The organism is Alteromonas sp. ABV4_515 (assembly GCF_056160345.1).
This window is the reverse complement of record NZ_JBSWWZ010000005.1, coordinates 109,059-121,423: the sequence shown is the minus strand read 5'-3', so window position 1 is coordinate 121,423 and position 12,365 is coordinate 109,059. Positions and strand designations below refer to the sequence as shown.

The window sequence follows — 12,365 nt, the reverse complement described above, 5'->3', positions numbered from 1 at the left end:
TCTTTTATGCGTGGATTCATTGTTGCCCTGCTGGCAATTCTGTTAGTAGCGGCTGACACCAGTCACGACAGTAAACAGCTCCTGCTTAATGCCGAATATGCCGAGAAGCCTGCGCCCATTTTGTGGGAAGCCGCGCGGAACGGCAGTGAGGTTGCTGAGACTCGTTTGGTTGCCTGGGCGTCGCTGAATAAGTCTGAATACTGGTTGAACAAGCTCGTTGCATTGGATAATGCCGACGCGGCCTGGGCATTGTATCAGCTGATTGGTGATGATGAGAAAAGCGACCGTTTAATGGGACTCGCTGCCATTGGCAATGTGCCGGAAGCGCAGTTGGCCTACGGCATGGCAACCGAAGATCCGCAAAAGCGGGAAACCTGGCTTAAACGGGCAGCGAAGCAGGGCTATCTGCCTGCCCAGGCCGCATTAGCTGATTGGTATATGCTCAATGAGCAGCCGGAAGAAGCCCGAGCCTGGCTCAGGATCACGGCCAATGATTATCCGCAAAGTGCGTTTCAGTATGGTCGTTTGTTGTGGGACGATGGAAATCGCGATGCAGCCCGAAATTGGATAGAGCAGGCCGCCGATGGTGGCCACGTTATGGCGGAAAAAGTAAAACGGGTGCTGGCAGACTACGCGCCGTTCAAAGCCGGAAATGTTCGGGCCCGTAACTGGAAGAATACAGATTGTGCGCAGCGAGTGGGGGTGTTCGCCACCTCGCTTTCAACTATTGTTAAAGCCGATGAGCTGGTCGGGGCATTTCGCAGAGATCGGCGCTTTAATAATTTAGCGGTGTGCTTGGATAATCCCGTTTGGTTTGAAAAAGGCACTCTGGATTGCCAGGCTGAATATAAAGGTCAGCCCCGCCTTGGCTGCGATGTACGGCCTTTGGCAAATGCCGTTGAAAAACGTCAGCTCACCCATGCAATCGTGGTGTCTGAACAAGGCAAGGCCAATGTGAATAATGGCGTAATGTTCCTTGATCTTATCGATTCGTACGCGGTGTTAGTGCACGAGTTGGCGCACTTTTCCGGTTTCGTTGACGAGTATGCACTGGGGAAAAACGCGGCTAAGCGCTACTGTGGCAGCGGCGATGCACCTAATTTAATATTTGATGGCAAGCTCACCTACGCGCCGTTGTCTACCCTCGATAATTGGCAAAATCTGCAACCGGGAGTAGGAATTTGGCCAGCACAAAGTTGTGCTCGCAGCGACATACGTGCTTATAAGCCCTCAGGCCATATTACGTTTCTTGAACATCACGATAGTGGCGATATCCCCCCCATTTACATGGCCTTGTGGCGGCAACAGCTCACACGACCAGCGGCACAGCGCCCAATATTCATGAATTTATTTCAGGCATTTCAAAAGGCAGGGCAGACGCCTCAGGCCAGTAAATGGCTTAACCGATATAATGGGTTTCTTGGGGCGTCAAATGATGAAGAAAGCAGCCAAAAAACAGATATTGAGCAGGAAGATCTTCCGGCTCAATTCTGATAGCAAACTTAATGTTAATAATTAGCGTTGATCGAAATCTGGTTTTAGGTGGTCAACCCACATGGCCGTGGCACCACAGATGGCAACCGGCATAACAACGAAATTAAGCAGCGGTACCAGAGAAAACAGACTCACACCTACGCCAAACGAAAAACACTTAGTCTTGTGCTGTCCGAGATGGTATCGCATCACGCGAAAAGGTACTTTGTGGTTGTCGTAAGGGTAATCACAATATTGTATGGCCATCATCCAGGCATTAAACGCAAACCACAACAATTGTCCGATTATTGGCAGTAACAAAAACAAAAATAGAAATACGATGGCGCGAGGCAGGTACCAAACCAGTTTAGCGAGCTCTCGTCCCAACATGCGGGGCACGTCTTTAATCAACGACCAAACGCCTTCGTCACCAATCGATTTTCCAGACAAATGCCGTTCTACTTTTTCTGAAAGAATGCCATTGAATGGGGCGGCTATCCAATTCGCTAAGGTGCCGAAAATGAGTGCGAAAATCAGTAATACCGAGACCACGGCAACAGGCCAAAGAATAAAAGTAATAAAGCTTTTTAGCCAGCCAAGCCACTCGGGGATCAGGCTCATTAACCAGGTGATCCCTTCACCAATTTGCCCATAAAGAAAGTAAAAAGCCACTGAAAAAAGCAGCAAATTCACTATCAGCGGAATAAACACAAATCGCTTGAGGCCTTTGGTTGTGATCAGGCTGAAGCCGGAAAGAAAGTAACTGAAACCACTTTTACTCTGCATCTTAACTCCTGTAGAGGTTTAGGGGGTATTAAACGGGCACCACCGAACAAGTGATAACTAAGCCAACATATTATACCTGCCTGATTTTACAACGCTAAAACCCAATTGTTACAGCGTGTTAGTTTTGGTAGAGTCAGGACATAATAATAATGTGAGCTTTCTCATACCGTGAGTTTTCACGATAATTGGGTGAAAAAACGTCGATGCTGATTTTTCCGGCATGTTCCTATCGCAATGATGTTTCTCTTGGGTGTCATTTAACCCGGGAGCATGCATGCGTCTGAAGAAAATCAAACTCGCTGGTTTTAAATCTTTCGTCGATCCTACCACTATTCCTTTTCCCGGCGACATGACCGCCATTGTTGGCCCTAATGGCTGCGGAAAATCAAACGTTATCGATGCAGTACGTTGGGTTCTCGGAGAAAGTTCTGCGAAAAATCTCCGTGGCGACGCCATGACCGATGTTATTTTTAATGGCTCATCGGCGCGAAAGCCGGTAGGGCAATGCTCTGTGGAGCTGGTGTTCGATAACAGTTCTGGTCGGATAGGCGGCGAATATGCTCAGTATAACGAACTGGCGGTACGCAGGTTGGTTACCCGGGAAGCACAGTCACATTATTTTCTAAACGGGACGAAGTGCCGTCGTCGTGATATTACTGATTTATTCCTAGGTACCGGACTCGGGCCCCGTAGTTACGCCATTATCGAGCAAGGAATGATTTCCCGTTTAATTGAGTCTAAACCACAGGAATTGCGCGTCTTTATTGAAGAAGCAGCAGGGATTTCAAAATACAAAGAACGCCGTCGGGAGACTGAAAACCGCATTCGTCATACCCAAGACAACTTGGAACGCCTTGAAGATGTGCGTGGTGAACTGGGCAGGCAACTGGAGAAACTGCAACGACAGGCTGCCGCAGCCCAACGATATAAGGCACTTAAAGCGTCGGAGCGTAAATTAAAAAGTGAGCTTTCTGCACTTCGCTGGTTAAAGCACAGTGATCACATTGAAAAAGTGGAAGGTGAAAAGGCCCAACTACAAAATGAACTCGACGCCCTGATTGCGCAGCAGCGTGGCGACGAAGCCGGTATCGAAACCTATCGCACCCAGGCTGAAGAGATAAAAGCGACGCTGGATGATTTGCAGCAAAATTTGTTCACCGTGTCTACACAAATCACCCGTATTGAACAAAACGCGTTGCACAGTCAGCAGCGTGAAACACAAATTGATGCGGAACTTGAAGGACTGCAAGAACGCCGTGCGCTGTTAGCCGTTTCCTTACAAGAGGCCAGAAATGCTCTCGCTATGGCCACGCAAACACTGGAAGCTTCAGAGCCTGAGCTATTGATGCTAGAAGAAACCATTGATCAAGCCGCGGAGCAGGAATCGCTGGCTGAATCTGCGCTTCGGGAGTTTAACCAAAAACGCCGCGAGCAAGAAAATCTTTATCACGGTTTAAAGCAGAAAGTGCAGGGGCTACACAGCCAAATTCAGTCTACAACCACCATGCAACTTCGCACCACTCAACGTATTGGTGAGTTAAACGAAGAACTATCAGCCTTGCAAGACGACACCCTGGATGCAAAACAGGATGAAGCCCAACGTGGCCTGGCTATTTATGAAGAGCGGCTTGCCATAGCCGAGGATGAAATCAATCTGGCTCAGGAAGCGCACCAAACTGCTAGAGATACGCACCAACAAGCGCAGGCACAGTTCACCGATGCTCAGCGATATTTGCATCAACTTGAATCGCGGTTTGCTGCTTTGGAAAGTTTACAAGAGTTGGCGGCGTCAGAAGCGGCTGCATTGCCCGCTGGTGTGGCTAAGCTTTGGCAGTCTGTTAAAGTAAAACCCGGCTATGAGTCGTTGATGGAGCAAGTTTCCGTATGGCTCAACGATCCACTGGTTGCAGAAGAATATTCACTGGAAACGATCATTGCTTCGGTGGATTACTTTCCCACCGGCCATCGTTTGTTTGCACTTTCCCAACAGGATACAACCCGCACTGGTACGCTGGCTGAAATTATCGACGGGGATTATGTGCCTGCCTGTTTTTATCGCATTCGGCTGGTTGAAACGCTTTCTCAAGGCCGCGAGCTGTTACCGTCACTTGAACCACACGACTCGATAATATGTGCAGACGGCAGTTGGTTGGGGAAAGACTGGCTTATTCATAAAACGGCGCAAGAAGAAACCGCCGGTGCGATACAGCGATTGGCACAAATGCGAACGCTGGAAAACGATATTGCGTTGTCTACGGAGAAAGTCACCGCATGTAAACAGGCGCTTGAGGTTGCTGAGGAACGGTTGACGACCCTGGCGCGGCAAGTCGATGAGAACCGTCAACAACACGTACAACTGCAACAACAATTACAACAGCAACGTCACCAACTCGATTTACTTATTCAACAAGCTGAGCAACTGGCTTACCGGCAGTCAAAAACGAACGAAGAACTCGCCCGTCAGCAGCTTAATTTGGCGCGGGATGATGAACAGCTCGAAACGTTCACAGAACAACTTGAAGATCTCGAAATGCAGTTGATGGATGCCGAAGAAGAAGAGCAGTCGGCACGATACAACCGGGAGTCGTTGGAGCAACGTCTACGGGATAGCCGTCAAAGTGCTGAGCAGCAGAAATCCCGTAAACATCAGCTCGAGCTCACCGTTCAGCAACAGCGAAATCAGCAGGAAATGTATCGCCAACAGGTTACGCGTAACGATGCTCAACTGGTTGAGTATCAGCAGCGAGAAGTGGAATTGGATAGTGAAAAACAATCACTTAGTCAACCTTTGGCGTTGCAAGAAGAGCAACTGCAACAACTGCTTATTCAGCGTGAAGATATCGAAGCTGCGCGGATTGAAAAACAAGAATCGTTAACTGAGATGGAAGGCCTGCTACGAGAGGCACAGCAAGGTCACCAAGGACTGGCGACAAAAATTCAACAGCGTCAGTCTGTCATCGATGGTTTGAATATTGAAATTGAAGGTGCCCGGGTAAGAGCGATGTCTGTGCTCGAGCAACTGCAGGAAACGGGGCAGTCGTTAAAAGAAATATTACCAGAATTAAGCGACGATGCCGATGAGCAAAGTTGGCAGCAGGAGCTCGATAAAACGTCTGCTGCAATTAGTCGTTTAGGGGCTGTGAACCTTGCCGCGGTGGAAGAATATGAAATGCAGGCTGAACGTAAACAGCACCTCGACACGCAATTTGATGATTTGGTCTCGGCGCTGGATACATTACAAACGGCAATCCGCAAGATAGATAAAGAAACCAAAACCCGATTCTCAGCGACCTTTGAACAGGTTAATGACGACTTGAAACAACTGTTCCCGAAGGTATTCGGCGGTGGTTCTGCGTATTTGGCGCTAACCGATGACGATTTGCTTGAAACAGGCGTCACTATCATGGCCCGTCCACCGGGCAAGAAAAATAGTACAATTCACCTGTTAAGCGGTGGAGAAAAAGCCTTAACCGCTTTATCATTGGTGTTTGCAATTTTCCGGCTTAATCCGGCGCCCTTCTGTTTACTCGACGAAGTGGATGCGCCGCTGGATGACGCCAACGTGGGGCGTTTCTGTAAACTGGTATCAGAAATGTCGAAATCGGTGCAATTTATCTATATCACCCACAATAAGATTGCGATGGAAATGGCAACCCACTTAACCGGTGTTACCATGGCTGAGCCAGGTGTATCACGTATGGTAGCAGTGGATGTTGATGAAGCCATGGCCTTCGTCGAAGCATAAAAAAAGGGCGAACGAATTAAATGGATGAACTACGTTTATCACTCCTTATCTTTGGTACTTGCTTTATCATTGCTGTGCTTGCGCACGGTATTTGGAAAATTCGCAAGAATAAGACTCAAACCCGTAAAGAGCGAATTGAACCCGGTCAATGGCATGATGATTCTCATCAGCGTTCTCGCGATGTTCAGGAAGAGTGGTCGGAACAAGACGATACCGATGAAGAGCAAAAAAATTACGATGACTTAGGTCTTGGCGAGGTACGTGTGGTGTCCTCTACAAAGCCCGCACCAACGAATTCAGACATCACTGCGGATGAAGATTTTCTCGACATCAATCCGCAGGATACGTCAGAAGATGCTTCTGAGGAACCCGTAAAGCTTTACGGTTCTGTTGTCACAAATCCTAAGCCGCACATAAAGTCAGGTCGCCCGGTTAATGGTGAAGATTTGACTGATGAAGGGATACCTGAGCCACCAGGATTCCTTATTCGCAAAGATGCGTCGGCAGAGAACCACACAGGTACAACGACTGCGGAAACTGAGCAACAAAATTCGGTGCCTGCTGACGATTTTCAGCTCGACCCTCAGTCAGTGCCAGACGATGGTGCTGATGCCGACGAGCAGTACGACAGCGATGCAAAGCGTTCATCACGTAAACGTGGCACAGTTCGCCGTCGCCAGGAGCCGAATTTCGGCGATGATCAGATGAACATTGATTTTGATGAAAGCCAGGTCGCCGGCGCGGCGTCACAGCCTGCCGCTGATGAAGCACCGCTGAGTGAATCTGAGCAGGAAGTACTTGTGATCAATGTTCGCGCGCCGGAAGAGTCGACAATTTCCGGTGCTACACTGTTGCCATTGTTGCTCACGCTGGGCTTTAAATTTGGTGATCAGGATATTTTTCATCGCCACGTGAATTCTAATGGTAAGGGCCCTGTATTATTTAGCTTAGCCAATATGTTCAAGCCGGGTGTGTTCGATATCGATAATCTGGAAACGTTCTCCACCCAAGGCGTGTCGCTGTTTATGATTTTGCCCATTGAAGGGGATGCCCATCAGGTCTTTAACATGATGCACAATGCAGCACGCAAAATTGCCGATGAATTTAACGCACAAATCCTCGATGGACGGCGAAGTGTACTAACGAAACAAGGGTTACAGCAGTACATGGAGAAAATCCGCGAATTTGAACGTCGGCGAATGATTACCCGCACATGATTTACCCGCTGCCGCATTATTGCGGCAGCTTTTTTTGTAAGAGATCTTTATGTCTGAAAACCCATCTGTTGATAGTCGTATTGCTAATCTTCGCGATACGATTAACGAATATAACACCCAATATTATGTGCAGGATGCGCCTTCAGTGCCTGACGCTGAATATGACCGCCTGTTCAAAGAATTAAAAGCCCTCGAAGCTGAACATCCCGATCTCATCACCCCGGATTCTCCCACCCAGAAGGTAGGAGGTGCACCGCTTTCTGCTTTCGATCAGGTCACCCATGAAGTGCCTATGCTGTCTTTGGATAACGCATTTGATGAGGCATCTTTAAATGCGTTCGAAAAGCGTATTGGCGATAGACTTAAAGATCATAAAAAATTGATTTATAGCTGTGAGCCAAAACTCGACGGCTTAGCGGTAAGCATATTGTATGAAGACGGCTTATTGGTACAGGCCGCGACCCGTGGTGACGGGCAGGTGGGCGAGAACATTACCCAGAATGTTAAAACCATTGGAAACGTACCGCTGCGTCTGAAGGGGGATAATATCCCGGCTCGCATTGAGGTACGGGGTGAAGTGTTCATGCCTAAGGCGGGCTTTGATAAATTGAATGAGCGCCAGCGTGCCGAAGGGGGAAAGGTGTTTGCCAACCCGCGTAATGCCGCTGCCGGCAGCCTTCGACAGCTTGACAGTCGCATTACTGCAAAGCGCCCGCTCATGTTCTATTGCTATTCATTAGGTGTCGTGACGCCAGAGGATTTTGCCCTGGCAGAGCTACATAGTGAACGATTGAAATCGCTGGGCGAGTGGGGGTTACCTTTGTGCCCGGAAGTGTCTGTGGCTGAGGGGGCATCGGGTTGTCTGGATTACTATCATCAAATCTTGGAAAAGCGTGACGCTTTACCTTACGACATCGACGGTGTGGTGTTTAAAGTCGACAACATTGAACTGCAACAAACTCTAGGCTTTGTTGCCCGCGCACCGCGCTGGGCTATCGCCCAGAAGTTTCCTGCACAGGAAGAAATCACACGTTTAATTGATGTGGAGTTCCAGGTAGGCAGAACCGGTGCAATTACGCCTGTTGCGCGTCTGGAGCCCGTTTTCGTTGGTGGGGTGACGGTATCAAACGCCACCTTGCATAATCAGGATGAAATTGCCCGTCTCGGCGTGCGTATTGGTGACTTTGTTACCATTCGACGGGCTGGCGATGTGATCCCGCAGGTTGTGTCTGTGGTGGAAAATAAGCGCCCAGACGATACCCGGGAAGTGTCGTTTCCACAAACCTGTCCGGTGTGTGACTCACAGGTAGAAAAACTGGAAGATGAGGCCGTGGCACGTTGCACTGGCGGTCTTGTTTGTGGTGCACAGCGAAAGCAAGCTCTGAAGCATTTTGCTTCACGCAAAGCGTTTGACGTTGATGGCTTAGGGGATAAGTTGGTAGATCAATTGGTTGATGCGGAACTGGTAAAAAGTCCCGCAGATTTTTTCAATCTTTCATTGGGCGAGTTGGTGAGCCTGGAGCGGATGGCGGAGAAATCGGCTTCAAACCTTCTGACCTCACTTGAAAAAGCGAAAACGACCACGCTCCCGCGTTTTCTCTATGCCTTAGGTATTCGTGAAGTAGGTGAAGCCACAGCGGCCAATCTTGCAAATCACTTCTACACGCTCGATAACTTATACGCTGCCGACATTGAGGCTCTCAAAGCGGTTTCAGATGTGGGGGAAGTGGTAGCAACCCATGTGTATAATTTTATTCATGAAGCGCATAACCGTGAAATTATCGATAACCTGTTAACGGCGGGCATCAATTGGCCTGAGATTAAACAAGTGGATTCTGCAGAATTGCCCTTTGACGGTCAGACTTGCGTGCTGACTGGCACAATGACGGCCATGGGGCGTAATGAGGCCAAAGCGCTACTGCAGCAACTTGGTGCTAAAGTGGCGGGTTCCGTATCGGTAAAAACAGACTTTCTAGTTGCTGGTGAAAAGGCCGGTTCTAAACTGACCAAAGCTCAGGATTTAGGTGTTGCGGTTTGGGATGAAGAAAAGTTACTCGCCGTATTATCAGAACACGGTTTGTATGAAGGTTAACCGCAATGGTTAACCTTTAAAATGAAGTACTCAGGAAGCGCGATGGCGTCGGGCTTCCTGCCTTGCCCGCCAGCTTTTCTTCACAGAAAAGCGCCAAAGGAAATTCAGGCCAACGTAGCCTAATAAGCCAAACACCACAGAGCAAATTCCACATCCCACCAGAAAAGCAGGACCAATGGTTTCAATGCTTTCTATGATCCATTTCCAACTGAACTGTAATTCAAAGTGTTGCGGTTGCGTGCCGAGTACGGTGGTACCCACTTTATATGCAGCATAAAAAATGGGTGGCATGGTGAATGGGTTTGTTATCCAGACCGTTGCTACAGAAAGCGGCAAATTTGCCCGGAAGGGTATGGCTGTCGCAGCAGAAAGCCACATTTGAAATGGCACTGGCCAAAACGCGAAAAATAAGCCGATGCCAAAAGCGTGGCTGGCCGAACGTCGGTTCAGGTGCCATAGGTTCGGCTCATGCAAGACGGTACCAAAGATCCGTAGCGCTCGGTTATGCTTTATTGTCTGATGATCTGGTAAAAAACGTCTTATAAATTTTTTTGGCATACATTCATTCAGTTAAAAACAAGCACTTCTCAGATGTACCAATATCTCACCGTTTGGACCACGGGATTCAGTCTTTCCGCCATGTCTGCTCGATACTGGCCATTCCTGCCGGGCAAACGCTGGATTGTGCTAACAGCCTGTGTTGTGATCATTATCCATATTGCGATACATCGCGATGTATTTAACAAGCACCTTGTCAGGCTTATCAAAAAAAATAGTCGTGTCGCTAATTGGTACGGGCAAACGACGAAACCGTTTACTGTCGTCTCATTTATGATTAGCGGGATAATGTCAGGAATGATTTGGATGGCAAGTGTAGGGCATTGGTACTTGGCTTGGCAACTCCCTGAAAGCAAAATTCAACAAGATGTCATAGTTTCGGGGCGGATAACTCAGACCCGCGATATTGGGCACGATCAGCAATTGATTTTGGCTGTGCATCAATTCGGCGACGATGCGGTTTTCCCGTCTCCCTCATTGCTACTATTTGTAGAAAAGGCAATCGGACGATTCCAGCTTCACCAGCACGTTACCCTGAGTGTCAAACTTAAACCTGTATCGGGTATGCTCAATCCTGGCGGCGATAAGCGTAGTTGGTATGTGAGCAAAGCCATTGTGGCTTCTGGTACGGTAAACGCGTCTTACGCCAATCGCATTACAGAACCTGCGTCTAGCTTTCATCACTTTGCCGCTGCAAGAAGTCGTGAGGTTGGTTACTCACGTTGGCTAGTCGCACTGTTAACCGGCGACCGAAGTGGATTACAGCAAGCGGATTGGCAGTTAATGCGAGAAACGGGAACAGGACATCTGTTTTCAATTTCCGGGCTTCACGTTGGCATGGTAGCACTATGGGCATCAGTGTTAGCGAGCGCGATGTATGGCGTGATTTTTTGGTTATGGGGTTTACCGCACAATCGCTGCAATGTGCGTGGTTTTACCTTTATTGTTGTGGTGTTGCTGACCGCGCTTTACGCCACATTAGCTAATTGGCAGGTGCCGGTAGCGCGAGCCTGGTTGTTAGTGTTGTTGCTAACCGGTTTATTCTTTAGCAGGGCTGTCTGGTCGTGGCTGCAGCGCTTCTTATTAATGATTGTTGCGTGTATTTTACTTTTTCCGTTCGGGATTTTTGGCAGTAGCTTTTACTTAAGTGCAGGGGCGCTGGCGTTGCTGCTACTCATCGGCAGTCGGTACTCGGCTACAGGCGAAAACCGGCTGAGCAAACTAAAAGGGCTCATCGTGTCGCAATGTGCGCTGTCGTTTCTTTTGCTCCCGGTTACGGTGGGCTTTTTCGATGCTGCGTCTTTATTAACGGCGCCGGTTAATCTTCTCGCCATTCCTGTTGTTACTGCCATCGTACCTCTAGGAATGGTGGGGCTGGTAATGAATTACTTTACTTCGCAGCCAAACTGGCTGTTAGATATCGCTGATTTCGTGATGAGTATACTGGTGAGTGGCCTTACTTTTGTACAACCCTGGGTGCTTTCAGTGAGCCAGCTCAACATTCAGCCTATTGTCGCCATCCTGACCCTATGTGCCATGCTGTTGTTGCTTATGCCGCCGTTCCGCTTTCGATGGCTGTGTATTGTATTACTTAGCATGCCATTGAGTCTTTCTTTTCTAAAACAGAATCCGGACCCTTGGACAGTGCATGTTTTTGATGTGGGTCACGGTTCCGCTATCGCCATTGCCCGTGGAGAGAGGGCGGTGTTAATCGATTCAGGCCCTTCTTTTGAACAAGGCAATATGTTGCGCACAGTTGTCGTTCCCACACTCAGGCATCTGAATATTAAGCGGGTCGACCACGTTATTTTCACCCATGGCGACGATGACCATGCTGGCGGTAGAAAGGATATTGGTTTACTGTCGCAATTAAGTCATGAACCCGTAGCCACTGACGTTCGAGACAACCTCAAGGGTTGTCAGCGAGGCGATGCCTGGCAATGGCAGAACATCTCATTTTCGGTGCTATGGCCCAGGCCGGGCAATACCTTAGATAACAACGCCCAATCCTGTGTACTTCGTATAAGCGAAAACGGGCGCTCATTGCTTATTGCTGGCGACATCCCCAAATCGTCTGAATATGATTTGCTATATTTACTCGAAAAAGAACCGGGCATGAAGTTGCAGTCTGATTTACTTATCGCCCCTCATCATGGCAGCGACACGTCGTCGTCTCGCGCATTTGTCACTGCTGTCTCACCCAAAGTAACGGTGTTTACCACAGGCGCATTTCATCGATGGCAGTTGCCCGATGAGGATGTGCAGGCGCGATATGTTAACGTGGGAAGCGAAGTGTACGACACTGGACAGCACGGATACGTGCGGCTCACCATAACAACGGATAACGTGATAGCACAGCCGTTTAACCGAGAAATCAGTCCACGTTGGTTCGATAATCGTGGGCAACATCAAGATTGAATTGTTACTGGTTCAGCCCCATTTCCACGAGCTGGTTGAATAATGCATCGCTCCGTTATATTGGCTAAAACAGTGT

7 protein-coding genes are annotated in these 12,365 nt (G+C 48.6%); 5 read left to right on the top strand and 2 right to left on the bottom strand.

The annotated features are described in order from the left end of the window. The first annotated feature begins 6 nt into the window (after nt 1-6). Nucleotides 7-1,494: a tetratricopeptide repeat protein gene (locus ACXAGX_RS12765; RefSeq protein ID WP_474838792.1), complete on the top strand. Its 1,488-nt coding sequence runs from the start codon at nt 7-9 to the stop codon at nt 1,492-1,494. A gap of 21 nt (nt 1,495-1,515) precedes the next feature. Here the strand turns inward: ACXAGX_RS12765 and cysZ are convergent, their stop codons facing one another. Beyond that, complete coding sequence (gene cysZ, locus ACXAGX_RS12760) at nt 1,516-2,259, bottom strand: sulfate transporter CysZ (RefSeq protein ID WP_474838790.1); 744 nt, start codon at nt 2,257-2,259, stop codon at nt 1,516-1,518. 274 nt (nt 2,260-2,533) lie between these two features. Between cysZ and smc the strand changes: the two genes are divergently transcribed. The 3 genes from smc to ligA are packed head-to-tail and all read left to right on the top strand — an operon-like array spanning nt 2,534 to nt 9,313. Further along, the gene (gene smc, locus ACXAGX_RS12755; RefSeq protein WP_474838788.1) at nt 2,534-6,004 is read left to right on the top strand and encodes a chromosome segregation protein SMC; all 3,471 of its coding nucleotides are present in this window, start codon (nt 2,534-2,536) and stop codon (nt 6,002-6,004) included. A gap of 20 nt (nt 6,005-6,024) precedes the next feature. Further along, nucleotides 6,025-7,221 (top strand): cell division protein ZipA, encoded by a 1,197-nt coding sequence (gene zipA, locus ACXAGX_RS12750; protein ID WP_474838786.1) that lies wholly within the window; start codon nt 6,025-6,027, stop codon nt 7,219-7,221. Nucleotides 7,222-7,270: 49 nt separating this feature from the next. Then, complete coding sequence (gene ligA / locus ACXAGX_RS12745) at nt 7,271-9,313, top strand: NAD-dependent DNA ligase LigA (RefSeq protein ID WP_474838784.1); 2,043 nt, start codon at nt 7,271-7,273, stop codon at nt 9,311-9,313. Between the two features lie 30 nt (nt 9,314-9,343). Here ligA and ACXAGX_RS12740 read toward each other — a convergent pair whose 3' ends face one another. Next, nucleotides 9,344-9,871 carry a DUF2062 domain-containing protein gene (locus ACXAGX_RS12740; protein ID WP_070124098.1) on the bottom strand — a complete coding sequence of 176 codons (528 nt, stop codon included), beginning with the start codon at nt 9,869-9,871 and terminating at the stop codon, nt 9,344-9,346. A gap of 33 nt (nt 9,872-9,904) precedes the next feature. Between ACXAGX_RS12740 and ACXAGX_RS12735 the strand changes: the two genes are divergently transcribed. Next, on the top strand, nt 9,905-12,289 hold the full coding sequence (locus tag ACXAGX_RS12735; protein ID WP_474838782.1) for a DNA internalization-related competence protein ComEC/Rec2: 2,385 nt from the start codon (nt 9,905-9,907) through the stop codon (nt 12,287-12,289). The last annotated feature ends 76 nt before the right edge of the window (nt 12,290-12,365 follow it).

What these genes read in the sequence shown, in the direction of transcription:
- ACXAGX_RS12735 (WP_474838782.1), top strand. Translation starts at nt 9,905, where the DNA reads ATGTACCAATATCTCACCGTTTGGACCACGGGATTCAGTCTTTCCGCC.
- ACXAGX_RS12740 (WP_070124098.1), bottom strand. Translation starts at nt 9,871, where the DNA reads ATGCCAAAAAAATTTATAAGACGTTTTTTACCAGATCATCAGACAATA.
- ACXAGX_RS12765 (WP_474838792.1), top strand. Translation starts at nt 7, where the DNA reads ATGCGTGGATTCATTGTTGCCCTGCTGGCAATTCTGTTAGTAGCGGCT.
- zipA (WP_474838786.1), top strand. Translation starts at nt 6,025, where the DNA reads ATGGATGAACTACGTTTATCACTCCTTATCTTTGGTACTTGCTTTATC.
- smc (WP_474838788.1), top strand. Translation starts at nt 2,534, where the DNA reads ATGCGTCTGAAGAAAATCAAACTCGCTGGTTTTAAATCTTTCGTCGAT.
- ligA (WP_474838784.1), top strand. Translation starts at nt 7,271, where the DNA reads ATGTCTGAAAACCCATCTGTTGATAGTCGTATTGCTAATCTTCGCGAT.
- cysZ (WP_474838790.1), bottom strand. Translation starts at nt 2,259, where the DNA reads ATGCAGAGTAAAAGTGGTTTCAGTTACTTTCTTTCCGGCTTCAGCCTG.